General features: G+C 62.7%; 19 protein-coding genes and 1 pseudogene. 8 read left to right on the top strand and 12 right to left on the bottom strand.

Annotated features, from left to right (window positions below):
- Positions 1-1,046 (top strand): annotated as a pseudogene (locus tag AKL29_RS44895) (caspase family protein); the annotation flags it as partial.
- Positions 1,047-1,253: 207 nt separating this feature from the next.
- On the opposite strand, the gene AKL29_RS15710 reads toward AKL29_RS44895, so the two are convergent.
- The 3 genes from AKL29_RS15710 to AKL29_RS15700 all read right to left on the bottom strand — a co-directional run bounded on the left by AKL29_RS15710 (position 1,254) and on the right by AKL29_RS15700 (position 5,580).
- Positions 1,254-1,853, bottom strand: a complete 600-nt coding sequence (locus tag AKL29_RS15710) for a DUF4384 domain-containing protein (RefSeq protein ID WP_244482065.1) — start codon at positions 1,851-1,853, stop codon at positions 1,254-1,256.
- A gap of 68 nt (positions 1,854-1,921) precedes the next feature.
- Positions 1,922-3,700, bottom strand: coding sequence for a caspase family protein (locus AKL29_RS15705; protein WP_050384810.1), 1,779 nt, complete (start codon positions 3,698-3,700; stop codon positions 1,922-1,924).
- A gap of 158 nt (positions 3,701-3,858) precedes the next feature.
- Positions 3,859-5,580, bottom strand: coding sequence for an NHL repeat-containing protein (locus AKL29_RS15700; RefSeq protein WP_050384809.1), 1,722 nt, complete (start codon positions 5,578-5,580; stop codon positions 3,859-3,861).
- Positions 5,581-5,766: 186 nt separating this feature from the next.
- Between AKL29_RS15700 and AKL29_RS15695 the strand changes: the two genes are divergently transcribed.
- Both AKL29_RS15695 and AKL29_RS15690 read left to right on the top strand, forming a co-directional pair.
- Positions 5,767-6,048 (top strand): hypothetical protein, encoded by a 282-nt coding sequence (locus tag AKL29_RS15695; RefSeq protein ID WP_028335413.1) that lies wholly within the window; start codon positions 5,767-5,769, stop codon positions 6,046-6,048.
- Positions 6,049-6,136: 88 nt separating this feature from the next.
- Positions 6,137-7,117, top strand: coding sequence for a DUF4424 domain-containing protein (locus tag AKL29_RS15690; RefSeq protein ID WP_050384851.1), 981 nt, complete (start codon positions 6,137-6,139; stop codon positions 7,115-7,117).
- Positions 7,118-7,125: 8 nt separating this feature from the next.
- Here AKL29_RS15690 and AKL29_RS15685 read toward each other — a convergent pair whose 3' ends face one another.
- From AKL29_RS15685 to AKL29_RS15645, 9 genes are all read right to left on the bottom strand, one after another.
- The gene (locus AKL29_RS15685) at positions 7,126-8,931 is read right to left on the bottom strand and encodes a serine/threonine-protein kinase (RefSeq protein WP_050384808.1); all 1,806 of its coding nucleotides are present in this window, start codon (positions 8,929-8,931) and stop codon (positions 7,126-7,128) included.
- Entirely contained in the window at positions 8,928-9,704 is a 777-nt protein-coding gene (locus tag AKL29_RS15680) for a PP2C family protein-serine/threonine phosphatase (protein WP_050384807.1), read from the bottom strand. The genes AKL29_RS15685 and AKL29_RS15680 overlap by 4 nt, the downstream gene beginning before the upstream one ends.
- A gap of 6 nt (positions 9,705-9,710) precedes the next feature.
- The gene (gene tagF, locus AKL29_RS15675; RefSeq protein WP_050384806.1) at positions 9,711-10,412 is read right to left on the bottom strand and encodes a type VI secretion system-associated protein TagF; all 702 of its coding nucleotides are present in this window, start codon (positions 10,410-10,412) and stop codon (positions 9,711-9,713) included.
- A complete protein-coding gene (gene tssM / locus AKL29_RS15670) occupies positions 10,409-13,960 on the bottom strand; it encodes a type VI secretion system membrane subunit TssM (RefSeq protein WP_050384805.1) in 3,552 nt (1,183 codons plus the stop codon). Before tssM ends, tagF begins: the two co-directional genes overlap by 4 nt.
- Positions 13,961-14,005: 45 nt before the next feature.
- Entirely contained in the window at positions 14,006-15,220 is a 1,215-nt protein-coding gene (gene tssL, locus AKL29_RS15665; RefSeq protein ID WP_283089576.1) for a type VI secretion system protein TssL, long form, read from the bottom strand.
- A gap of 308 nt (positions 15,221-15,528) precedes the next feature.
- Complete coding sequence (tssK, locus tag AKL29_RS15660) at positions 15,529-16,866, bottom strand: type VI secretion system baseplate subunit TssK (RefSeq protein WP_028335406.1); 1,338 nt, start codon at positions 16,864-16,866, stop codon at positions 15,529-15,531.
- Between the two features lie 48 nt (positions 16,867-16,914).
- Complete coding sequence (gene tagH, locus AKL29_RS15655; protein WP_050384803.1) at positions 16,915-18,288, bottom strand: type VI secretion system-associated FHA domain protein TagH; 1,374 nt, start codon at positions 18,286-18,288, stop codon at positions 16,915-16,917.
- A 12-nt stretch (positions 18,289-18,300) separates the two neighbouring features.
- The gene (locus AKL29_RS15650) at positions 18,301-18,864 is read right to left on the bottom strand and encodes a DUF6931 family protein (protein WP_050384802.1); all 564 of its coding nucleotides are present in this window, start codon (positions 18,862-18,864) and stop codon (positions 18,301-18,303) included.
- 5 nt (positions 18,865-18,869) lie between these two features.
- Complete coding sequence (locus AKL29_RS15645) at positions 18,870-20,738, bottom strand: type VI secretion system Vgr family protein (protein ID WP_028335403.1); 1,869 nt, start codon at positions 20,736-20,738, stop codon at positions 18,870-18,872.
- Positions 20,739-21,088: 350 nt separating this feature from the next.
- Here AKL29_RS15645 and AKL29_RS15640 point away from each other — a divergent pair, with 350 nt between their 5' ends.
- The 5 genes from AKL29_RS15640 to tssE all read left to right on the top strand — a co-directional run bounded on the left by AKL29_RS15640 (position 21,089) and on the right by tssE (position 25,733).
- Positions 21,089-22,402: a type VI secretion system protein TssA gene (locus tag AKL29_RS15640; protein WP_050384801.1), complete on the top strand. Its 1,314-nt coding sequence runs from the start codon at positions 21,089-21,091 to the stop codon at positions 22,400-22,402.
- A 128-nt stretch (positions 22,403-22,530) separates the two neighbouring features.
- The gene (gene tssB, locus AKL29_RS15635; RefSeq protein ID WP_028335401.1) at positions 22,531-23,058 is read left to right on the top strand and encodes a type VI secretion system contractile sheath small subunit; all 528 of its coding nucleotides are present in this window, start codon (positions 22,531-22,533) and stop codon (positions 23,056-23,058) included.
- Positions 23,059-23,075: 17 nt separating this feature from the next.
- Positions 23,076-24,578, top strand: coding sequence for a type VI secretion system contractile sheath large subunit (gene tssC / locus AKL29_RS15630; protein WP_018272201.1), 1,503 nt, complete (start codon positions 23,076-23,078; stop codon positions 24,576-24,578).
- 52 nt (positions 24,579-24,630) lie between these two features.
- On the top strand, positions 24,631-25,116 hold the full coding sequence (locus AKL29_RS15625) for an Hcp family type VI secretion system effector (protein WP_016843423.1): 486 nt from the start codon (positions 24,631-24,633) through the stop codon (positions 25,114-25,116).
- A 68-nt stretch (positions 25,117-25,184) separates the two neighbouring features.
- Entirely contained in the window at positions 25,185-25,733 is a 549-nt protein-coding gene (gene tssE, locus AKL29_RS15620) for a type VI secretion system baseplate subunit TssE (RefSeq protein WP_152977617.1), read from the top strand.

Here is a 25,733-nt window from a genome sequence, read left to right as displayed (position 1 = left end):
CGCCGGCTAACGCCTCGTCGGAGATTCGTCGCGACTACGAATTGGCCCTGCAGGTCGGCAACAAAGCCGCCATGAGCGCGTTCCTCGCCCAGCATCCCGACGGCTATTACGCAAACCTGGCCAAGCTTCAGCTCAATCAGATCGACGCGGAGGACGCGCGCGTTACCGCCACCAGGAAAGCGCAGGAAGCGGAGCAGCAGAAGGCTCGGCTTGCGTCCGAAGGTGCGCAGCGAGCGGAGCAGGAAAAGGCGGCCGCAGATTTCAAGGCCGCGGAGGACGCCCGTATCGCGGCAGAAAGAACAAAGCAGGCGGCGCAGGACCAAGCTGCTGAGGCTGAACGGAAGCGGACCGCATCGCAGACCTCGACGGTCGCCATGCTTTCCGCGAACGGACCCGCGCCCGACAGCGCCAAGCCGGATAGTATTGCAACCGCTACCCCATCGCTGAATAGCGAGGGCGCGAAGGTGGCCGCCTTGAACACGGCGCCGCCGCAGGAGGATCTTGCCAAATCGGTGCAGAGCGAGTTGAGCCGGGTTGGCTGTTTCACAGGCTCCATCGACGGTGAGTGGAACGCGGCCTCGCGTCGCTCCCTGACCCTGTTCAACCGGCACGCCGGAACCAAATTTGACGTCAAGCTTGCAAGCCTCGATGCGCTCGATGCAATCAAGCTGAAACCGGCCCGGGTTTGCCCACTGATCTGCGAGCATGGCTACAAGGCAGACGGCGATCAGTGCCGCAAGGTCACCTGCGCCGAAGGCTCGTTCCTGAACGAGGATAACGAATGCGAGAAGCGGCGCGGAAAAAAGCCGATGGCGAAGCGTTACATGGATGAGCGCCCGTCGCGCGCCGATCGTCCGGTTCGCGAGAGGCCTGAGCCGCAAGCCGACACTCCCCGCCGACAGGCGACGGCGAGACCCTCGGGTGGCAGCGGCCAGATCGTGTGTGATGCTTATCTATGCCGCCCGGTCCGTCGCGGATGTCATCTCGATTACCGTGGCGGCGGAGGTCCCGGCGGCGGTACCGGCAATGTTGAGGTCTGCAACTAGGACGGTATGCACGGCGGCGCGCTCGAGATCGTGTACGGGCCGCCGTCTCCTCCCCGCAATCGGCAATGCCGGGGCAAGGGAGCCAAACCGCAGGGCCCTGCACGCAAGACACCGAACAGCAGCCTCCGCCACACGGATATTCACCACATGATCGCTCGGGACGGTCTCCTCAACCGCCCGGGTAGCCGGTGCAACGCGATCGCTTACCTACTTGATGGAGTATGATTTGATGTCGAACGACCAATTGTTCGGCAACAGTCTTCCGCCGCCGCTGTCCGGTATCCGCAGCTGACTGGTCCAATCCGACAGATAGCTCAACGTGTCGGCCGGCCCCTGAAGCTTGCGCTGAATGTCTGGCAAATCGAGCAATTGCACACGACGCTCGCTCAGGATCGCAACGATCACGGCGGACCCGGCCGGCGGCGCGACGACATATTCAAATCCACGTTGCTGTGCCGCCGGGGTCGGAACGATGAATTGGACGCCAGGCTTGACAAGATTCATGTCGGGTCCGACCGACTGCGCCAATAGCTCGGCAGTCGGAAAGATCTGGGACATCCGCCCTTCCGCATCAACATCCACCAGCATCAGATAGCCAGGCCTCCTGGCGGTTACGCCGAATGACACCTTGCCGCCAATGTTGACAGTTGGACCCGGCAGGATCTCAAGCGACACGCCGGCAGCATTTGCCGGGCCGCGCGGGGCCTGTACGCGCCAGAGCAACGGAGCATTCGTCGCACCCGCCGATGGAGAGGCCGATGGCGGCGGCGCCGCCGACGCGGCCCCGCTTCCCGCCAGCAGCAGCACGATCGCGAACCATGATTGCTTGCGGCAAACCAGTTCCGCTGGCGACATGGTCCGCTGCCCCAGGATTGTCAGGGAACGCTGAAGAAGCCGATTGACGCGATCCGCGCATCCGCCGGCAGGTAGCGCTCCAGACTCTTGATCACCTGCCCCGAGGCACGGCGCCGGTTGAGCTGCATCAGGACCGTCTCCAGATCGACCATCCGCTGCTGCGAGGTCACCGCGACGATCTGCTCGGCGCCGAACGGCTCGCCTACACGAAGAGGCAGCCGCAGATTTGCTGATCGAGCCATCGCGGCATCGGATCCCACCGGATACAGCATTTGGATGGTTCCATCACCGGACACGTTGAACAGCAGCACCGCCCGCGAACCGACGTCGGACAATTCGACCTCGACGGTCTGGCCGCTGCGCTGCTGTCGATCATCCGGCCAAATACGCATCAGCTGCGGCGACTGCGTCGCCATGCGCTTAAGCTCCCGAATTGCCGCGGTTCGGTTGACCACTGTCGTCAAGCCGCCAACGTCGACGCCATAGGCGACCACGTCGCCCCAGGCGATCACGTCATGGGACACGGGGTCCCAGATCAGGTCGGGATTATCAGTCGGTTGAACGGCCTGCACGCTGGCGTCCTGCGGCTTGACGCTGGTGAAATAGCCCATCTTGCCGTCAAGCGCCGCCAAGCGGATCGGCGTGGTGAGGCGGAAGGGCGGCAATGCGGCACTGGGCGCGGCCGGGGCGGTCGCGGCGGCACTGGTTGGAGCGGTTTGCGACTTGGCCGTAACGGCCGGCGGCGCAGGATTCTGCTTCTCGGCGGACGCGACGGTAGCAACCTGACCGGAGGCAGCTCTCGCGGCCGTCCCCTGGATCAGGACCACGCCGCGGGTCAATTCGAAGGCGACCTCGGTTTCCGGCATCTGTGCCGGCGACGATACCGTCACGATGTTTTGGCGCTGGTCGGACAGTTGATAGACCACCTGCCGAACATTGCTGAAAAGCTCCTTCAGGGTCACCTTGCCATCATGATTGATGTCCGCGTTGCCCTCCACGGCGCGCGCAACGGCATAACTCAGGGCGCCGCGCAAGCCATCGATCCCGGGAATCCGCACTTCCGGAGCCTTGGTGTGCCGGTCGACCGCGGCGATGAACGCGGTGTGGTCGAGATCGAGCTCGGACTTCGGGTCGTCGCTGCTCGACACCGGCTTCAATTCATCAACCAGCAGCGTGTAGCGCGGCACCTGTCGAAAGCTCATCTCCGCCGCCCGCGGGTCGATATCGCGCACCATTCCGCCGCCATGGCAGGTATCCGCAACGAAGATCACCCTTGCGCCGCGCAATTCGAACTGCCGGATGAAATGATTGAATTCGCTTCCCAGAATGCGCTCGACCGACCCGGACGGCGTGGTCGCGAATTCGGGCAGCAGGAACACATTCTCCATTCCGTCCGGTTCCGAGCCCTTGATCCGCTCCGGCTCCTGCGTGCCGTGACCTGCGATCGACAGGAAGACGAGATCGTTGTTTTTTGTCCGCTCCACCAGTGAGCTGATCTCGCGCAGCACGCTTGCCCTGTCGGCCTGTGCATTGGTCAGCTCGACCACATCGCTGACGCCCATGGTCCTCAAGCTGGACACGATGTCATTGGCGTCGGCGACCGCGCCCTTCAATTTGCGCACATGCTGGTAGTCGTCGATCCCGATGACGAGCGCCCGGAGAGCCGCACCGTCGGGATTGCTTATCGACAGTTCAGCCGCCGCATGCGCGGGCTGGAGCGGCAGGCCGATCAACGCAGCGAACAGGAGGGCTGCACACAGCCAACCGGTCCTTCGATCAAAGCCCCTGAGCGTTCGCATCGCGATCCACCTCGATATCAAGCAGGTCCGCCCTGGAACCGCACCGGTAAGGCAGAGCGGCAGGAATGCCGTTCAGGCCTCCGGAAACCAGCGCGCAGGCGGTAATCCATGTTCATCTGTAGCCTTTGTTCATCTGTAGCCTTGGCAAGACCTCAGGTTCAGCGCCGTTTATTCGCCGTCTTGCGGCCTGTCGGCGCCTCGGTCTCCTGATAGGCGTTCGCGGAAACGGTCGTCTGATCATCTGCGAACGCCCGAAAGCGGACGGGAACGTATCCGCGCGCAAGCAGGCTCGCGAGCGGGTAGACGTTGCGGCAGACCCGACCGTTGCAGCCACCCGTCGAGGATTCCATAACCTCGGCCTTGCGATCCGGCGTGAACCGCAAGAACAACATCACGTGGGAACCCGGCTTGTTCAGGGCGTCACCAGGCTTGAGGTCCCAGGGGTTGGTCACGGGCGCGGCGATCGCGGGGATGGCGGCGGTCGTGTAATGGACGGAAAGCCCCCACGTGGCACTGACGAATGCCGAACAGTCGACACCGGCCACGTCCGGCCGTGGCTCGTTACGGGTGCAGACATTGCCCGCCAGCGTCCCGCTTTCGATGCGCTGCCGGAAATTCGCGAGCGAACCGTGGCAGCCCCAGCAATAGGGCACGCCCCGCACTTCCTGGTTTACCTTGCCCTGCAGGTACCACGGCCGGCGAATACGGCTGAAACCGGAGCATTGGCTGTCGGGATCGCTGCCGTAGTTCGCCGGTGTCAGCTTCCACTGAATGCCCTCAAAGGCGAAGGCCGTCTCAATCGCCTGCTGACGATTGGACGGCCGCACGGCGGCGGTCGCATTGAACCTGATATCCGGCCGCGCCGCCGGCTCGGCCGCCGTGCGCGACGGCCTGACGTCAATGACGGATACCTTGCCCAGGGGGCGGAAGCCGACACCGACCACCTCGACACCATCCGGCTTGGTGCGCAGAAAATAGACGTCGCCATCGCCGGAGACGGTGACGAACCGCCGGGTCACGGGCGTGTTCTCCAGCGGCAGCTCGTAGATGCCCTCAAGGCGTCCGTTCGCGGCATAGCGTGCGACGAAGGTGGAGGCATTCTTGCCCGACGAAGGAATGTCCTCGGCCAGCACGTAGAAGCGGTCGCTGTTGTCGATCTCGAGAAACTCCACGGCGCCGAGTTGGTTGCGGACGCGCAGGCCGAGCTGACCGATGGTCTCGTTGGAGACCATGGTCTGGATTTCGACCCGAACGCCGGCATTGCCCTTGTCGGGAATGATATCGGCGATCACTGATCCCTTGCTGCGCGAGGCGATATATTGCCGGTCGGGCTGTCGCGTCGTCCTCACGATGGCCGCGCGCGTATTCTGATCCAGCAAGTCGGTGGGGCTGCTCAGCGCCTGCGAGCCCATCTGTGCGAAGGCCGAAATGGCGACCTGGTCGTCCGTTCCGCGGGATGAGACTTCCTCCAGCTGGATCACGTCACCGCCCAACCCGCGTGTGGACTGTCCTGGTGCCGCCTTCAGCATCCGCACGCCGCCGTCCCAAACCATGATGTCGTCGTTATGGACGACGAGGTCGGTGGGCTGCACATCGCCAGGCATCTTCAGGATATCGGGAGCCGTGTTCGGTTGTTTGGGGTCGAACTGCAGAATGCGGCCATTGATTTGATCGAGCACAAACAGGTTTCCCTGTCCGTCAGCGCTGAGCGCTTGCGGGCCCGCGAGCTCGACGTCCTGGCTGGCCGCGACGATCCCCACCATGGATGCAGCCGAACCGCCGGCAAAGCTTCGCACAACCGCATCGTCGGCCCGTGCCCCGGTGGCAGCTATGACCGCGCCGACGATAGAGAGCCAGATCCAGCTAGATCGACGAAGCATATCCGCCTCAATGTAACCGAACCGAATGCGGCGTCAGTCCGACTAATCCAAGACTGCCTAATCCAAGACTGCCTAATCCAAGACTGCGCGAATGCAGCGTCAATTAGTGGCGAGCAACCCCGATCCCGTTCAACTCTTTCACTGGACGGTGATAGTCCGAACTCCTTCAGCTTGCAGTGCAAAATCATGGCCAGAAACAGATTTGAGCAAGTCAGCGAAATCCAGCCCGACGCGATCACTCTGGTTTTGAGGAGCGACAATGCCGGCGCCTCCGGGTCAATCGTGTTGCCGGCCGCCGCAAGCGGGGGACGCCTGAGCAGCGACCAGGTCAGCGCCCATATGCCGGCCCAGGATGCCTTTCGCGGCGCAATCCGTCTCGCCAATGACATGAAGCTCGCGATCGTGGTTTGCGACCCCGATGGCGTCTGGAAGCCGGAATGGGGCGACCTTTACCAGGCGATCGATTGACCCACACGGGCAGACGCTGCGGCGCCGCATGGAGGCCGGCATGGCAATTGGAGTGTTAAGCGGGCTGTCGTTGAGGTCTCGAGCCTTGATGATCGTCCTGTTGGCCGCAACCGGCTGGCCTGCGCGGGCAAACGATTCCGCGGCCGAATTGTCCATCGGCGGGCTACAATTCGTCCGCACCAAGGACGTGGCCATGGCGAGCGAGGAGCTTCATATCGGGCTGGACCGGGTCAGCGTGCGCTACCAATTCGTCAACCAGACAAGCAAGGCGGTTGCGCTCACGGTCGCCTTTCCGCTGCCCGACATCGACCTGTCCGAAGCCGAGAGCATTGCGCTTCCATCGAGCGATCCAGTCAACTTCGTCGAGTTCGAGACCAGGATCGACGGCAACCCGGTGCCGCTGACCATCGACCAGCGCGCCATGGTCGGCAACAAGGATGTCACGGCTCTCCTCCGTCAGTTCACGCTGTCCCTGCTGCCACTCGGTGATCGGGAGATCCGGGTGGCCGACCTGCCGGCGACAACCCGCACGAAGCTGATCGATGATGGCCTTCTGATACCTGCCGGCATGAGCGACAACGGTCGCCAGCAATACACGCCCGGCTGGATAACCAAGACGTCCGCCGTTCGCGAGCAAGTGTTTCCAGCGGCGCATACCGTCACGGTCGAACATCAATATCGCCCGAGCGTCGGCTCCAGCCCTGACACCGTCCTTCGCTCGGGCCTGCGTCGCAGCGCGGCGCTAGGTCCGGAGGTCGAGCGATACCGGAGAGACTATTGCATTACGGATGCGTTCCTTGCCGAATTGGACAAGCGCACAGGTGACAGCAAGGCCAATACCGCAAAGCTGCAGGAGCGGCGCATTTCCTACGTGCTCAAGACGGGCGCGAACTGGGCGGGTCCAATCCGGTCCTTCACGTTGACGATCGATCCGGGCGGCGACGACCGTCTGGTCAGTTTTTGTCCGGGGCGGCTCAAGCCGTCATCTGCCGACAACGCGCGGCAGTTCACGGCAAGCGACTTCAAGCCGGATGCCGACCTGAAGATCCTGATGATCGGCAGGTTCTGAACGGCAGCTCAATTGGTGAGCATCACATAGCGTCCAGCCGCGGTGATGGCCACGTTGCCGCGTTGTGCTTCGCTCGTCGCCTGCAGGAAGAATGTGTCGGCAGCCATCGGTCGCGGCTGGCGCAATGAATCCAGAACCCGCGGGGCTGCGACGGCCAACAGGAGTTGCGGGCCGGTCGTACGCTCCATCGGCAGGGCAAAGGAAAGCGAGTCGACGCCCGGCTTCAGGAGATAAGACAAGCTGCGCACCTCGCCGCGATCCGAGACCATGAGCAGTTCCACCACACGGTTGGCAAAATTCTCGACGGTCCCATTGAGGGTCTCACCAGCCTTCAGCTCCGTCGCCGACAGGTTGATGCGGGGCGCACGCGCTTGATCGCTTCCGACCTGACTGAGGAACTTGACGGCCGGACATTGCGCCTGATTCACCTGCCTGACGCCGACCGAAGCCTCAAATCCCTGCTCCTTTCGAAACGCCTTGTCGAAGGTATCGAACGGGGCGGTCGAAGCGCCGAAGCCTTCAATGACGGCTGCGCTTGAGCTCACGGCAACAGGCAGGATGAAGAAGCAGTCGCCGCCAGCATATTGGGCAACATATTTGCGGATGCGCTCGGCTCGCCCCGGCCCGTCGGGGGACGGAGACGGCGTCACCGTCGGCTGAGACGGCAGCTTCGCCGGCTCCTGACGTGCTGGCGGTGGCGGAGCAGGCTCGCTCGGCGGTGTGGATGTCCCGGCGAGTTTCGGAGGTGGCGGCAAGGCCTCCAAGCCTGGTGCCTTCCAGACAAATCTATAGAAGGTGTACCCACCGCCCCCCAGCAGAAGCAGCAGCCCCGCGACGCAGGCGCCGAGCCAGATGCGGCGGGAGCCCCGCGTGGTTGATGGCGCCCGCTCCTGCGGAGCAGACGTACCAGCCTGCGACTTCGCCAATGGATCGAAGCCGTAGAGCGGTGCCGCGGGCGGCTGCGCCGACCCCGCCGGCGTCCAGTTGGCGACCTCCGCCATGGTCGGGCGCAAGGCCGGGTCCGGCTGCAGCATCCTCTCGAGAAGCGGCCTGATGCGCATGTCCACTGCGCCGAGATCGGGCACGCGCCGACGCTTCTCGACCAGCTGAAACTGGCTCCCGCCCATATCGAGCTTCTGTCCGGTCAGGGCATGGAACAGCACGAGACCAAAACTGTAGACGTCGGATTTCGCGGTGACATCATTGCCGTACAGGCCGACCTGTTCCGGCGACGCGTAATTGTCCTTGCCGGCGAAGCCGGAGCCGATGATGGTCTTGTCACCCATCTGCGTCGACCGGGCGATCCCGAAGTCGATGATCTTCGCCCGCCTTACATCGTCGAGCGGCACGATGATGTTATCGGGGGAGACATCGCGATGGATAATGCCGTGCTCGTGAGCGGCCTGAAGGCCCGATGCGACCCGCCGCATCAATTTGATCAGCGCTTCGAAGGTGAGCGGCCCATCGTCGAGCATGTTCGACAACGAGCGTCCGTTCACAAACTCCATCGCCAGATACGGGCGCTGCAGTGCGGGTTCGACCGTGAACAGGAAGTAGCGAACGATTGCTTCGTGCGGAAGATTGTGAAGCGCGGCCGCCTCCCGGCGGAACAGCGCAAGCGCCGCCTCGTTGTCGACCATGTCAGGGAGCAGCATCTTGACCGCGACGGGCGATCCGGTCTGGATCTCGCGGCATCGGTAGACCTCCCCCATGCCGCCTGCCCCGATCATCGCTTCGATCTCGTAAATGCCGTTGAGCCGGGTGCCGGCCGGCACACCGCGGTAGGATGACCGAGACGGATCGTTCGCGGTCATGGTCGCGGCTCCCGATCAAGCGGTGTCCTCGTCGGCTCTGAGGGTCGTGGCGCGAGCAATCGCACGATCACGATCGTGACGTTGTCGAGTCCGCCGCGATCAAGCGCGAGCGCGAGCATGTCGTCGCAGGCGGTCTGGGCAAGGCGAGTAGCCACATGCTGCTCGATCTCGTCGTCCCGCACGTGTCGGGTCAAGCCGTCACTGCAAATCACGAAGATGTCTTCCGGTTCGGCCGGACCGGTCACCACCTCGAGCTCGGGGTCGGCGACGACACCGACAGCCCGGGTGATGGCATTGCTCGGCCAGTCCTGAACCTCTTCGCGCGATAGCGCGCCATCGGCGATCAGCTCCTCCAACTCGCTGTGATCGTGCGATACCTGTGTGATGCCGTCGCGGTTGATCAGGTACACGCGGCTGTCACCCGCCCAGATACAGGCATAATGGCCGTCGCGCACCAGCAGGACTGCCGTTGTGGTCCCGACAATGGCACCTTGCCTTTCATGGCTGAGTGCCAGGATTTGCTGGTTGGCGCTGAACAGACGCGCCTCGCATTGCGCCAGCAGGTCCGCCGCGGAGTCCGTCGCGCCGATGGAATCAAGCGACTCCACCACGATGCGGCTGGCAAGATCGCCCGCCTCGTGACCGCCCATACCGTCAGCGACGGCCCACAGGCCGACGTCGGTCCTTACCAGGCATGCATCTTCGTTCCGCGCCCGCACCCGTCCGGCGTGCGTGACGCTACCGACATCGAACAAGGAGGGGACGTGTGCCATCGCGCGTCATCCCGTCCCGGATACTTCGCGGCCAACGTCGCCGGTCAGCAGCGTGGAATAGCGAAACGGATCCGGCAATCCGCGGCAACAGAGTGCGATCGGCGAGAACCCTTCGCCCCCCGCGGTCCACCAGAAACTGGCCGCGGCATAGACTTGAGGGTTGGCGCCGCAGAGCGTGCCGAACGCCCCGGCAAACCCGTCGACCGTCGAAACCATTCCCAGCGTCGCGTCACCCAGCGACACGACCGGCGGTCCATCAGTCCCCGGCGTCCGCAGACGCGGAAGCGCGAGACGATCCAGTGCATCGGAGATCTGCTCGAACGTCGCAGCCCGGTCCAGGGTCGAGAGCAGGAACGTCTCCACTTGCCCATACCACTCGTCCTGCGGATCGATGTGCGGCGGCGACAGCGCAGCGTCGCCATCCGGCACTGCATGCAGCGTCAACGGATAGTATCGCCCCACGCCGTCAAGCGACGGCATGATCGCTCCTGCGACGGCGGTGCCGCAGATCGCGGCGCCAAGCCAGAATCGCCAAATCGGCGCGGTCAGGAATGCTTCCTGCCAGGCGGCGCCGAGTTGGTGGCGGCTCGCGGAGATGGCTGCCTGCACCCACGGCTCCCAGACTTCCAGGAAGCTTCGCGGCGTCGCGATCGCGATGAAATCACGCTTCGCGCCGATCTTGCCGAATAAGCCGCATCGCATGGTCATATTCCGGTCGGGCAACGAAACTCGCGGAGCACTGACAGGTTTAGCGGATTGCGCAACGATCCGGTCGAAATCTGATAGTTGAGCTCGCGTCCGGCAACAATGAACGTTGCGCTGGCGGATTCCGCCTTGGCGACCAGCGAGCCAGCCTCCAGCATTCGGAACAACGACCAGGGGCCGATGCGCTCGAGTACGGATGGCGAGCCGGACTCGTTGCTGACCGAAATTGCCGTCCGCGGCGATGGGCCGGGCCAGAGCACCGTCGTCGGTGAATTGCTCTGCGGCGGCGGCGGCGGAGGAGCGGGTTGCGGCGCGCCAAACATGGAGGGGGTTGCGGCTGGTCCTGGTGTGGTCGGGCTGGTGATCGTCGTGCCGCCGATCTCGGTCTTGACTGTGATGCCCGGTCCGGCCGCAGCCGGCGGCCGGATCGCAAAGGACACCGCCGGCACACCGCCGCCAGTCTGGAAAAACGCGTCGCGGATATAAGCGGCATTCTGGAACTGCTTTAGCGTATCAGGCGAGAACGATCGGCCGACGGGGCTCTCCTTCCGCCAGACCCATTCGGATCGCGACGTATCTGCATAAGGCGCCAGAAACTGAGTGAAGAACTTGTCCATGACGCCGTTCGGGCTGAACAGCTTGGCGAAGTCCGCGAGCGGGACTTCCTGACCGCTGCTCCGCACGAACGGATAGCGGTTGGTCACCGTCTGCTGACAGACCGGCGTGACCTGATCGCGTAACGACTGCAGGATCTGGCCTGCCGTGGAGGCGGCGATGCTGCCTTCGAACTCCGCGGCCGCCGCCCGCAGCATATCGGAAAACGGTGGCGGCATACGCGAGGCATTATTGCGCAGCGCTGCAACCTGGGTCTGAAGCCCCGCGGTTGCTTGTGCCGTCAGTTGCGGATTCTCGATCATCAGCGTCAGATTCTGCGCGATGTCGTTCAGGTTTGCGATCGTCGAGTCGATCGGCCGGCGGGTGCTCTCCCCTTCAAGCACTGCATGGTAGGGTTTGAACTGCGACTCGATCGCCGCGCCGGGCGTACCATCCTGGGCATTGTTGAACAGCGCTGGCGTGGTCACCGCAGGCGGCGCGGCCGGCGTGCCGCCGCTCGCCGGCTTGGGGCGTTCCTTGGTCAGCATCGTCTCATCGCGCACCGACTCCAGGATTTGCCGCATCGGCGAGGTCGGCGCCGAAAGCGCCCTCAGCACCTCGTATTTCGGCTTGTCCGCGAGCAATTTCTTCAGACGCAGACTGCCGAGCGCAGTCCGCCAGGTCGTCACGAACTCATTGGAGTAGATGCTGAGCAGATCGCCAGCCAGATTGTCATACTGCTGGTCGATTGCCGATTGCTGGCCGGCGTCACCCAAGACCCACCGCTCCCGCTTCATGCGCTCCGACAATCCGGGCAGTCGAGCGATGAACTTCTGATTGAAGCCGTTGTAGGTGAAGAACTCGGGTACCCGCACGTTGTCCAAGGGCTGCCCAGTCGTGGTTTCGAAGACAACTGTCACGTCCGGACCACCTCGGCGGCTGGCGATCCAGTCGCCGGCGGTCGATCCACGAGCCTCCGACTTCAGGAACTCGTAGGCGCGTTGCGACACGCTGAGGCGCGCCAATGAATTCTGTGCCTGCTTGATCAGCCGGCCGTCAAGCTCGACCAGCGGCGGCTGCTCGGTTTCGAGGTCGAACATGGCGACGAGATTCTCATCGAGCAGACGCCGTCCCTCCGCGTTGGTCGCGCCAGGATACAGGTTGTCCGCCCAGTCGCGCTGCATCCAGGAACGGATGAGCTCGCGGTCCGGGGATTGCAGGCCGCCGAGCATCAGGTAGACCTTCAGCGCCTCATAGACGAAGGCAGGCTCGTTGATGCGCGCATTGAGCTGCTCTTCCAAACGGTACAGCAAACGAGGCCTGAACATGCGCTCAAGCGCGGTGTGATAGGCCGCCTTCGCGGGCGACAACAGGCGCGCGTGCTGACTGAGCCCGTAGCGCGCCGACAGTGCTACCGGCTCATTCCGTGAGGCATAGCCGGCCGGGGCGTTCCGCAGCCGATAGAGCAGCGGCAGCACCTTGTCGAGATCATGATCGGCAATCAGCGTTTGCTTGATGAGCGGCGCCCCGGCGGCCGCATACTCGTTGTCCGCCTGCAAGCTCTGTTCGATCAGGTCGGAGTTGCGCTTGTAGCTGGTCAGCCACGCACCGATCAGCCCGATCGCCACCAAACCTATCACCGACAGCGCCGCGGTCTTGAGGATCAAGGCGCGGCGCACCGCAGCGCGGTCGGTCGAGACCCAGTCGGCCTCGCCGATGATGACCTTCGAAATCAAATCGGCAAGGAAATAGCTCTTGCCGGTCCCGGAGTACGATCCGGCGCCGACTTCCTCCGCGCCGAACGTACGCGCCAACGATCCGATCAATTGATCGATCGGCGTCCCCTGCTGGGTACCCGACGTGAAATAGAACCCACGCAGATTGGCGTTCACGTGATACCGTGTCGGCTCAAAAATCTGGTTGAGGAAATCGTGGATCTGCGGCTTGAGCCGCGCCATCTGCGCCGGGAAACCAAACAACTGCACCCGGTGCTGGGGCGTCGGCTCGTCCTGCAGACGGTCGAGCGTTTCCTCGCTCAGACGCTCCAGCAGGCGATCGAACTCGACCGGAACCTGCCCCACCAGATTCTGGGTCTTGTCGGCGGTCTGGAACGTGGCGCCCCAGACCTGGCGCCGGCCGGCCTCGCCGAGATAGGCGAAATATTCGGTGAAACCGGCAACGAGATCGGCCTTGGTGAACAGCGCGTAGACCGGGAAGCTCACTTTCAGCCTTTGATGCAGTTCGAGGAGCCGCATCCTGATGGCATCGGCATGAAGCGCGAGTTCCTGCTTCGGCAGCGTCAGCACGTCCTCCAGACTGATTGCGACGAGAACGCCGTTGATCGGCTGGCGCGACCGATTTTTCTTCAGGATGTCCAGGAAGGATAGCCAGCTTTCCTTGTCGGCCTTGCTGTTTGAATCCTGGGTTGTGTAGCGACCGGCGGTATCGATCAGCACCGCCTCCTCGGTAAACCACCAATCGCAGTAGCGAGTCCCGCCGACCCCGGCGATCGCCGCCGGCGTCGCCCCTCGCGCGAGCGGAAACTTGAGCCCCGAATTGACCAGTGCGGTGGTCTTTCCCGCACCCGGCGGACCGATGATGACGTACCAGGGTAGATCGTAGAGATAACCGGACTTGTTGCCGCTCGCAGTCTTGAGCGTTGCGAGCGCATCCTTCATGCGCTCCTTGAGCACCGGCTCGTCGCTGACAGCCTGGTCCGCAGCGCTGACGCCGTCGGCGATCTCTTTGGCATTCTTGCGTCGCTTGAAGAAATGAAGGCCGGTGATGCCTGCTGCCGCAGCGCCGAGCAGCAGGATCGCGATCTGGCGAACGATGTGATTTTCCAACGGATGCCAGTCGCCGAACGCAACGAAGGGACCGGCAAGGTAGATCACCGCCCCAAGCGAGCTGAGCCCGACTCCATAGAGAACGATGCGTAGAATGTCCTTGGCGAGCATATTGACCGGTACCTGTCGCTTATCGCGTGAGCTTCTGGCGTCCGCCTATTCGCTACGTTCGATGAAGATTTCGACCCGACGGTTTTTGGCACGCCCCTCGGGTGTCGAATTGCTGGCAATTGGTGAATCCGATCCCTTGCCGTCGACATCGACGCGCGAACCATCGGCCAAGCCGGGCTTCAGCGCGGCGGCAACCGCCTTGGCGCGCTCGACCGACAATTCGAAATTCGAGGGAAAACGCACGGTGCGGATCGGCGAGCTGTCGGTATGGCCAACCACCCGGATTCGCCCCGGTTCCTTGTCGAGCGTCGCCGCGACGCGGGCCGCGATCGGCTTGAAACCATCCAGGATGGTTGCCTGGCCCGAGGCAAACAATGCGAGATCGCACACCCTGATCACGATGAAGCTCGCCGTCTGATCCGCGGTCATGGCGCAGGCCGTCTTCTCCTGCGCAAGCGCGTTGCGAATGCGCTGCAGCTGGGTGATGCGGTCCGGCGGTGGCGGCGGAGGCGGTGGTGGCGGCGGCGCAACGACGCGGCGCTTGAGCTCGATCGGATCGCCGGGATGCAGCGCCAGCGCTACTTGCGCAGCATTCTCTGCACGGCCAGCCAGCAATGTTCGCAGAACGAAATAGGATCCGGTTAACAGCGCGGCGACCACGGCCGCCACCAGCCAAACCGGAATGCGCAAGTGCTTCCGCCGACCGGCCAAGGCCTGTCCGCGCCAGTGCGGCGACAAATCGTTGGTCGGCTTGGGCCGAACCCGGCGCAGCGTTTCATAGAGGTTGCGCTGGATCACCTGGAGGTTCGCAAGTCCGCCCGGCGACGTCCGGTGGATGCCCTGGAATCCGAGCGCAAGGCAGGCGTGCTGAAGCTCGAGCACCGGATAGTTGACGAGCGGATCAGTCTTCAAATGATCGAGAATCTCGAAGAAGCGTACGCCGCCCACGCGTTCGCCGAAGAACCGGCTGAGCATCGAATATTGGGCCCAGACGTGCCGATCGTCGGTCGGAATGTGCTGCACAATATCGTCGGCGGTCGCGCACAGGATATACTTCGCCGTATTGGCCTGGTGCTCGGAAATGCCCGCCGAGCGGATATCCTTCTCGAAGAACTTGATGGCGTCGGCGACCTGCTCCATCAGGCTCGCGAATGACGCCCGCATCAGCGCGACGCGCAGCCGGCCAAGCAACTGCAGCAAAGGGCCGCCGGCGCGCATCACCGGATTGGCGTTTGGCGCAACCAGATCGTCGACACGCAATGGCGGTCCGGGCGGCAGGATCGGTTGCGGCGCCTGAGCCGGCGCCGGTGTCGAAATCCATTCCTCTGAGGGCTGGCTGGTCGGCGGGGCGGCGTAGCTTGCGCCCTGCGGTGTGGGAGAAAATGAGGGCGGCGGCGAAGGGGCACCAGGCGAAGCCATGGGCGATGGCGAGTACGCTGGACGGCTGGCAGGTCCCTCGCCTGCCGGAGGTTGAGGAGCCGGAGCCGGCGGCATCTTCCCGCCGGGGTTCGGACGGATGATGGTCCGCTCACCCCGACCGAAAGGATTAACCGGCTTGTCCCTGTCGGTCATGGCCGCTCTTCCAGGATGGCCCAAAGGTACAACTCAAGCTCCGGCCAGTCGCCGGAAAAATGCATCCCGATCGAGGCCGCTGTGCTGAACTCAGGCCACAGCGGCGACTTGCGATCGAGATAGAAATAGACGTGGTCTGTGATGGCTCGGATGTGCGGTGGCGGCGTCGGCAGATGCACCAGGGTCAAACCCGGCAGGTTTGCGTGCACGATCTCGGTCATTTTCGTGTTGGGCCCGACCTTGAACAGGTGCGGGAATTCATTCTGAATCTCGACGAGAGGCCGCCGCGCGGCGACCTCCAGCACCAAGGTCGCATTTCGGAACAACGCGCGATCGCGGATCGGCGATACAAATGCGTTTTGCGCACGTTCAATGATCTCCAGACGAATCGCCCGCCTGCCCAGCCGCGCGCTCAGGAAATCCTGGATGTCGCGCACCAGGGGCGTGAAGACGTATTCGAGGTTGTCGTGATCGTATGCCGGGTAGTCACGTGCGCGTCGCTCGGTGGTCGCGAAGGTCGCAAGCTCACCGGCAAACCTCAGCAATTCCTCGTACAGCCGCTCGGGATGTACGCTGCCGGACCGCTTGAAATGAGTCAGCACCGGAATGGTCCGGTTCAGTACCTGCAGCACGAGATAATCGACGCTCTGCAAGCCGCCGCCGGACGACGGATCGACTGCGTAGCGTGCAAGCTCGTCGAGCTTGGTCTCGACCCAGCCGATGATTCGATTGAGCCAGCCATCGACAACCGGATGCGCGGCGCAGACCAGCATCGGCGGCACAAACTTGTCGTCGAACAGGATATTCTTGTCGCGCACTTCGAGGATGCGAGCGATGCCGAGACCCATGTATCCCGGCTTGCTCGTCTTGCGCAGCTCGAACGACAGCCGTGGATAGACAACGTCGATCTCTTCTTCGATGCGCAGCGCCGAGGTTGAATCGATAAACGTTTCGGCAGTCCGAACGTAGCGACTTGCGCTGTCGGTGCGGTCCTCATCCACCTCCCGCGTATTGGGAGCCGCGACCGGCATCATCAGCCAGACGATCTGGCCTGCGGCCGAATCCGGCACTTCGATGGCTTCCGGGATCGGACTGTCGGCGGGAATATCGAACGGCGTTCCGTCCGGCATGACGCCGGTCGCACTGCGCACGGCGAATTTGCTCTGCTGAGTAAGATCGTTATCGATCTCGAGCTGGGCAAAGCCCCAGGGATATGGTGTCGTGTAACGAACGCGCTTTTCCAGCAGATGCTCGAGATAGCGATCGTTCTGCTGCAAATGATGCGGCCGCAGGAACAGACCTTCCGACCAGAAAACTTTGCTGTACCAAGACATTCCTACATCCACTTGGCAATGATCGGCGACTGCATCGTCACCGACAGTTCACTTTGAACCCGACTTGTCAGCGCGGTCGTAATATTCGGAGAAATGCAGCATGAAGGTATCGATCGGCGCGCTTTCGTCGCGACCGAGATGCGCGTTCCAGCGCGTCAAGAATTCGTCCCAGAGCTTGCTCTTGTTCGAGCCAAACAGGGATCTTGCGCCGCGCTGAAGCTCGAGCTCGCGCGCCATCAGCGTCGGATCGATGCTGGCAATCAGTCCCCGGACGGCATGTTGCATTGCCGCATAGGTCTTCAATTGATGGGATTTGAGGTCCTTGAAGCCCTGGGCGAAGGCATGCGGCGCATCGAGGTAACTGCGGGTCGGCGGCCCGAACAGGATACGCATCGCGTCTTCCGCGGTCGGCGAGAATTTCAGCGGGTTGTTCTCGATGGCCTGGATGGTGGTTTGGCTGGTGCTGCGCGTCAGCTGCTTGGCCTGGGTGCGCGCCTGCAGCAGGGCCATCAAGTTTTCCACCGTCATGCGCAGGATGACGCCGAGCTGTTCCGCAAGTTCAGCTTCGGTCTTGTCGGCAAAGAAACCGTCCGGCAGCCCGGCAGCACGGGCGACCAGGCGCGCAAGTTCGGAATTGCCGGTCAACGCCGCCGTGGCCGGTACCGGCTCGGCCAGTTGCGGCCGCGGCGCTCCCACATGCCCTGTCGGTGAAGGCGGCGGCGGCGGGGCAGCCGCTTCGTCGTCGGCCCATACCGACGGTCGGCGCGGCGTCGGCATCGCGTGCAGCACGTCGACCGGCGGTTTTGGCGTGGCAACCGGACCGGCTGCCCAGCTCATGTCGTCGTGCAGCGGCGGCTCGCGTTGAGGCATCTGCGGCGAATGCCGGACGGGATCCACACCCGCCGCGGGAACGCTCGCTGCCCAGTCCAGGAATTCCGGATTGACGGGCCGCGCGGCCTCGCGCGGTTTTCGCAACTGCTGCGGGTCGATTGGCGGCGGCACGTCGCGACCGGGAGCCCACAGTTCGTGGTAGTCGGCGTGCTGCTGAGCGAGCGGAGCTTGCTGCTGCGCACCATGGCTCGGAGTGCCCTCGGCAGGCTCATCCAGGTCCAGCGAAACGCCAATGACATAGTGGCCGATGACAAGCCGATCGCCGTTGCGCAGCCGATGCGCTCCCCGCATACGCTGGTCGGCACCATTGAGAAAGGTGCCGTTGGTCGAGACGTCGTGCAGCCAGTAGCCGCCGTCGCGATAATGGACCTCGCAATGCTTCCCCGAAATCATCCGTGCCGGATCGGGCAATGTCCAGTCGAGATGGCGATCCCGGCCGATGTCGACCGAACGCCTTCCGGTGACAGTGAATGACACAGGGCCGCCGTCTGGAAGGTTCGGCTCGTTCTCAATGTTGAAGCGAAGCACCATCACATCGTCTCGTCAGCGTGGAGGGCGCGGTTCGCCGCGTGCCAATTGAATACCATCCTCCAGGCAGGCCGTCATTATCCGGTCCCTGGACTCGCGGGTAAGCCGGCAGAGGCCGATCAAAAGGGCTGCGCGAACCGCGCGCGCCGTCTGATCCGGCTTGGCTTCGACCGGCGCAAATTCCGCGGGAACCACGCTTCCACCAGACCAACCCGCCGCCAGCGCCAGCCAGGTCGCCGGCTGCTCAGGATCGTTGGCATTGCCGACCGCCAAAGCCTTGTTGCGCGATTGCTCATCCGGTTGCCGGACCCAGGTCTCGGCAAAATTGAGCGACCTGCCTTCATTGCCGTCGAAATGGTCGAACATCTGCCGCAACGAGCGACAGCCCCAGGCGACGGCCACGCGCCTGGGGAGCAGATACGCGCAGAAGGATACAGCCTGGTGCCAGCTGCCCGCATCGGCCGCCTCCTGCAGGAAATCCAACGACAGCTTGTCCGGAGCGGCCTTGCCGACGTCGTAGCGCGCCAGCGGATAGGCTTCAAAGAGATCGTGGACTGTGCTGAACCGAACCTGATTCATGGCTGTCAGCCGACAATGGTTGGCGTGCCGTGGGCAACCAGCGGGCCGCCGGCCGCGAGCGCCATGGCGGCCTGCGCGGTCATGGTGATGGTTGGCGCGTTGATGACGATGCCGGCCGGAGACAGGATGATCTGGCTTGGACCAACCTGCAGGGTGATGTTGACGTTGGCCGTGAGGGTGATGCTCAGGCCCGCATCGACGGACTGATCCATCGCCAGCTTGACGTGCTGACCGCCCAATTCGATATCAAGCTTGTCGTTGCCGTTCTTGAGCGTGGTCTTGCGGGTGTCGCCGCCGAACGCCGCCTCACCGATGGTCCTGGTCTCGGTGTCGCGGACCGTGACGTCGTAGTCCTTCTCGGCATGCAGGGTGATCTTCTCGGACCCTTTCTTGTCCTCGAAGTTCCATTCGTTGTAGCCGCCTCCTCCCTTGGTCGAGTCGGACTTCAGACCCGCAATCGTCTTCTTGGACGGCAGGTCGTAAGGCAGCTTGTATTCATCGTTGTATACGGTCCCTATCACCAAGGGCCGGTCGGGATCCCCTTCCAGGAATTCCACCACCACCTCCTGCCCGACGCGCGGGATGATCTGACCGCCCCAGCGCTTGCCGGACCAGACTTGCGCCACGCGCAACCGGCACGACCGCTTCTTCTTCCGATCCCAGAAAAAGCGAACATAGATTTCGCCCAGCGACTCGACGTCGATTTCCTCGCTCGAATTGTCGTCCTTGGTGACGACCTTGGCCGTCTGGATACCATTGATCCTCGGCTTCGGCGTCGTCATGGGAGATCGAAACGGCCGATCGCTCGGCAGAAATTCGTAGCTGCCAAAGTAGACGTGCTGTCCGGCGTCGCCGGGGCCGCCAGTGCGATAGGACTCGATGGAAAACGAATGAGCTGCCCGTACCACGAGATATTCCACGTTCTGCGAGTCCTTCGAGTGCTTCTCGAGCTTGGTTAGTCCGCCCGGAAACAGATTGACGGCGTCGCCATTGCCCCGGCGGCGCCGATCCATCGCCTGCTCGGCCTGGAGCTGGATCTTCGCGTAACGCTCGCCGTCGGATTTCTCCTTGAACTTGCCGGGATAGTCGTAGAACTCCATCTCGGATCGTGTGTAGTGCTCGGAGCCCTTGGCGTCGCTGATCATCTGCGCGTTGGGCTTTTGGTAGTTGTAATCGTTGAGCTCGATCTTCCCGGTGCGGAACCGGCGTTCGGAAGCCCATTCATAAATATGCTGCTCGCCGCGACGATCGGAGCCGGTGAGCGGGATGTAGGGGATCTTCGCGAGACCGTTGATTGGACTGTGCGAGGACTTGGAATCGGCCAGCACCAGCGTGTGCTTGCCGCCTTCATGCTTGAAGAAGTAGTAAATCCCGTGCTGCTCCATCAACCGGCACACGAAATCCAGATCGGTCTCGCGATATTGAACGCAGTATTCGAGCTTTGGACATGAGCCCTCTTCGGTAAGCTTGGACTCATAGTCGGTGAAGCCGCGCTCGTTGAAGACTTCCTTGATGATGTCGGGCGCCTTCTTGTCCTGAAAGATCCGGCAATCGGTGGTCCGCGACAGCAGCCACAACCAGGGCCTCAGCACGATCCGGTAACTGAAATAGTCGTTCTTCACCCCCAGCCATTGGGCTTCCGTGAGAATGCCGCTGAACTCGCGTTCCTTCTCGTGCAGTTTGATGGTGAGGGTGCACTGCTTGCCGATGGCCCGATCGAAGTCGAGATCGGCTTCCTCGCTGAGACATTCGATGCGATATTCGAACAGTTCACTCAGACCTTCGGCGGCCTCGAACCGGGCAAAAACCAGAACGTCCTTGCCAAGGGGGGTCTTGAGCTCGCAGAGGCGGGTATCCTGGGTAAGCTGGCCCATGTGGGCGTTAAACTCCCTCGTTGACCGCACGAACTGCGCAACCGGCGCATCGGGCGGTCAAGCACGAACGATCGAAATCCGAGCCGTCCATCGGTGGGATGGCCGACAGGTCCGCTCGGTGTCACCTCTCCTGGCTCGGCAACGCACCCGCCCGGGGAAGCCACTGCGGCACTCATGTAGTCGGTTCCAAGCGCTTGCTGGTTCACGGGAAACCGCCGTCATCGCGGGAATGAACCGAGGCCAGCGTTGATCTGACCTAACAGTCAATCGGATCATGATCCCCCGCGTGATCCGCCAGATGTCACGGACCTGGTAGAGGGGCCAGGGCCCCGCAGACGGATCCTCTTTGCATGCTCGACGTCGCATCCCTGACCCAGCCCATCGACCCGGACGATCCCTGCGGGCCTGACCTCGATGCGGCCGGCGACGTCCAGTACCTGAATTTCTTCGCAGCTGCGGAATCGCTGCTGCCGATGTCGTATTTCGAGGTCGTCAATGCGAACGGAGAGCGCGGACGCTTCGATCCAAAAGCCATCGATATTGCCGGCCAGTTCGCCGCTGCCCAGCCCCTGTTGGCTCGCACCCGCGATCTGCGCCTGACCATGCTGCTCGCCAAGTTTTCCATCCTGAACCGCGATCTCGACGGCTTCCTCAGCTGCCTGCGGGCAACCACCCTGCTGCTCCGCGAACAATGGGAAGCGGTTCACCCAAGGGGCGAGGACGGCGACTATGCCTTTCGGGCCGTCACCATCGAGGCGATCGACGTGTTTCCGACGGTGATCAACCCGCTCCAATTCCTTCCCCTGATCGAAAATCGACGGCACGGCAGCCTCAACTACCGAGCCTATCAGATTGCCAAGGGCGAAATTCCCGCCGGCGATGCTGACGTCGACATGCCAGATCTCGGAACCATCGAGCGCATCATCGGCGAGACCGACCTCGACACCCTCAAAGCGGTGAGCGCCCGCTGTTCGGCGGTCGCTGCCGAGATTGCCGGCATCAAATCGGCTTGGCACGAAAAGTTGAACTCGGGGCAACCCATCAGTCTCGACAGGCTGGCGGGTGTCGCGAACGGCATGGCCGGCTGGCTCGCGACTCTGGTCACTGCACGCGATCCGGCCGCAGTTGCCTCATCCCCGGAGGAAACCGCCCAAGACGACCGGCAGCCTCCGATCGAAATCGCCGGCGCAGTGACGTCACCCGGACAGGCATCCGCGGCACTGGCGGCGGCTGCCGACTACTTCGCTCGGAAGGAACCGTCGAGCCCGGCGCTGTTGCTGGTGCGGCAGGCGCAGGACATGGTTGGCAAATCGTTTATCGAAGTGATGCGGATGCTGATGCCGGCCCACGTGGAAAGCGCCGCCATCAATATCGGTCGCGACAAGGTCTTCGACCTGCCGATCGAGCGCATGGCGGAGTTCGCCACCGCGCTCCCATCCGCGACCGAAAGCGAGGCTCAAGATGCTGTTTTTTCAGCCGAAAACAGAGCCCAGGCGTTGGACTTGCTGAGCAAGGTTGCGTCTTTCTTCCGGGCCGCGGAGCCGTCCAGCCCGATCCCGTTCCTGGTCGATCGCGCACGCGAACTCGCACAGCGAGACTTCCTCAGCCTGCTGAACGAAGTGCTGCCAGAGGGCGCTCTGAAGGCGATCGATAAATCGAATTGAACCCGCCTTCCGTTCGAGGGGACTAACTGAACGGAAGGAAGCTCCGCCGACGAAAGACCGAGGCACTTCCCTGCCTGCGTCGCGCAAGTCGGCTTCCGCAGAGATTTTTTTGTGAAGAGGGCAACCCAATGGCAACCGACAGCGGTCAAAAATTCATTCGCCGAAACCGCGCACCGCGCGTGCACATCACTTACGAAGATCCCTACGACGCCGAGCGGCTGATCGAGCTGCCGTTCGTCATGGGCGTCCTGTCCGATCTTTCCGGCAACAACCCCGGCATCGAGAAGACGAAGGTCGAAGAGCGCAAGTTCCTCGAATTCGACATGGACAATTTCGACAACCGCATGGCGGCGATCCAGCCCGGCGTGACGGCCCGCGTCGCCAATCGTCTCAGCGACGGGTCCGACGAAAAGATCTCCGTCAACCTGCGCTTCAACAAGATGTCCGACTTCACGCCGGTGGCGGTCGCCCGCCAGGTGCCGGCGACGGCCAAGCTGCTCGAAGCGCGCGAACAGCTTGCCAACCTGCTGCGCTACATGGATGGCAAGGTGGGCGCCGAGGACCAGCTGAAGAAACTCCTCGCCGATCCTCAACTGATGGCCGCACTGCGCGAGCGCGCGAGCAGCCAGTCCACCGAAGCCGACAGCAACAGCTAAGGGAAGGAATGGGGACCATGGCAAAAGAAGCAATCCACAAAGAGACCACCACCAAGGTCGGGACCGTCGAGGCTGACGAGTTCGCCGCCCTGCTGAAGCAAAGCTTCAAGCCGCGCACCGAACGTGCGGCGACCGAAGTGGAAAACGCGGTGTCCACGCTCGTTCAGGAAGCGCTGAAGGATACGAGCGTCATCAAGTCGGACGTGCTCGACACCATCGAGGAGATGATCGCGCGGATCGATCAGAAGCTGACCGCGCAGATGAACGAGATCCTGCACGCGCCCGAATTCCAGGCGATCGAAAGTGCCTGGCGCGGCCTCCACTACCTCGTCTTCAATTCCGAGACCGACGCCAACCTCAAGATCCGGGTGATGAACGTCTCCAAGAACGAGCTGTACCGGAACCTGCGGCTTTATCCCGATGCGCGGTGGGACCAGAGCCCGCTGTTCAAGCAGATCTACGAGTACGAATTTGGCCAGCTGGGCGGCGAGCCGTTCGGCTGCCTGATCGGCGACTACTATTTCAGCCACCTCCCCACCGACGTGCAGCTGCTCCGCGATCTCAGCAAGATCGCCGGCGCCGCACACGCCCCCTTCTTCAGCGGCGCCGAGCCGACGCTGATGGGAATGGACTCGTGGACCGAACTGTCGAACCCTCGCGACATCGGCAAGGTGTTCGACACGCCGGAATACGCCGCATGGAAAGGGCTGCGCGATCAGGACGACTCGCGCTATCTCGGCCTGTGCATGCCGCGTGCGCTGGGCCGCCTCCCCTACGGCGCCAAATCGGAGCCGGTGGAAGAGTTCGCCTTCGAAGAGGAGACGGACGGGCACACCGGTGACAAATACGGCTGGATCAACGCCGCCTATGCGATGGCGGTCAACATCAACCGCGCCTTCAAGGAGTTCGGCTGGTGCACCCGCATCCGCGGCGTCCAGTCCGGCGGCGAGGTCATCAACCTGCCGACGCATACGTTCCCGACCGACGACGGTGGCGTCGACCTGAAATGCCCCACCGAGATCGCCATCAGCGATCGTCGCGAGCACGAGCTTGCAAAGGCGGGACTCATCCCGCTGATCCATCGCAAGAACACCGACAAGGCTGCCTTCATCGGCGCCCAGTCGCTCTATAAGCCGAAGAAGTATTTCGGCGACAAGGGCGTGGATGCAACCGCGTCCGACAACCTGTCGTCACGCCTGCCCTACATGTTCGCAGTATCCCGCTTTGCGCATTATCTGAAGTGCATGGTTCGCGACAAGATCGGATCCATGAAGGAAAAGGATGAGCTGACGGTCTGGCTGCAGACCTGGATCAACGAGTACGTTGATGCCAATCCGGCCCTGTCGTCAGAAGCTCAGAAAGCGCGCAAGCCGCTGGCCGCTGCGAAGGTTGAGGTCATAGCAAACGAGGAGAACCCGGGATATTACAACGCGCGCTTCTTTCTCCGTCCACACTTTCAATTGGAAGCGATGGACGTCGGTCTCAGTCTCGTTTCGCGCCTGCCAGGCCCGAGCTCCTGACGCCGCGCTATCGCAACCGTCTATCATCAGAGAATTTTGAAAGGGCTATGCTATGGCTGTCGACATCTTTTTGAAACTCGATCCGATCAAGGGCGAGTCGCTCGACGACAAACACAAGGACGAAATCGACATTTTGAGCTGGTCGTTCGGCGAGAGCCAGAGCGGCACGTTCCACAGCGGGTCGGGCGGCGGCGCCGGCAAGGTCGCGGTTCAAGACCTCCACTTCACGCACTTCGTGGACAAGGCGACACCCGAGCTTTTCAAGGTCTGCGCGAATGGAAAGCACATCGACAGCGCCATTCTCACGGTACGCAAGGCCGGTGAACACCCGCTCGAATATCTCAAGATCGAGATGAAGCACGTTCTGGTTTCCAGCGTCTCGACGGGCGGATCGCACGGCGAGGATCGCCTCACCGAAAACGTCAGCCTGAACTTCCAGAAGGTCAAAATGACCTACAAGACCCAGACCGAAAAAGGCGGCGCCGGCGCGTCTCCGGTGTTCGGATGGGACGTTGCGGCCAACAAGGAATGGGCCTGATCGCAAGCTTCCTGCCCGGCGTCGGTTGCCCATAGCGGCAATCGGCGCCGGCTGTACGGGGACCGTCAATGACCGTTACGCCAAGGAAGGACCGGCTCTCTCCGCCATTGATGCTGGCCTTTCGTGCGGCTCATGACGCTCGCGATGCCCGCAAAGCGCTCGAATTGCGGGATCAGTTCGGTGAGCGAGTGATAGCGGGACGGCGCAGCGCTGGTCGTTTCCCGATCTCGGAGACGCTGCTAAGGCGCGAGGTTTCGCAGGACGTCGAAACACTCCTCAATACCATTGCCCTCGAGTCGACGCTTGACCTGACCGGTCGCGGCTGCGTCCGCACCTCGATCCTGAACTATGGTTTCCCCGATATCGCAAACCGTTCGATCGACGAAGTCACCGACGAGGAGCTCAGCGATGCCCTGCGCATGTCGCTGACGACCTACGAGCCAAGACTCGATCGCAAGTCCATCCGGGTGCGGCGCGACACCTCCGTGGGGCCCGAGCAGCTCAAGCTGCGCTTTGTCGTGCATTCCGACCTGAAATGCGAACCGCTCAACGTGCCCGTGGAATTCGTCGCAGACGTCGACCTCGACAGCGGCGATATACAGATCAACCGATTATAG

It is taken from the genome of Bradyrhizobium pachyrhizi (assembly GCF_001189245.1).
Classification (GTDB): Bacteria; Pseudomonadota; Alphaproteobacteria; order Rhizobiales; family Xanthobacteraceae; genus Bradyrhizobium; species Bradyrhizobium pachyrhizi.
This window is presented reverse-complemented; position numbering and strand designations above follow the sequence as displayed.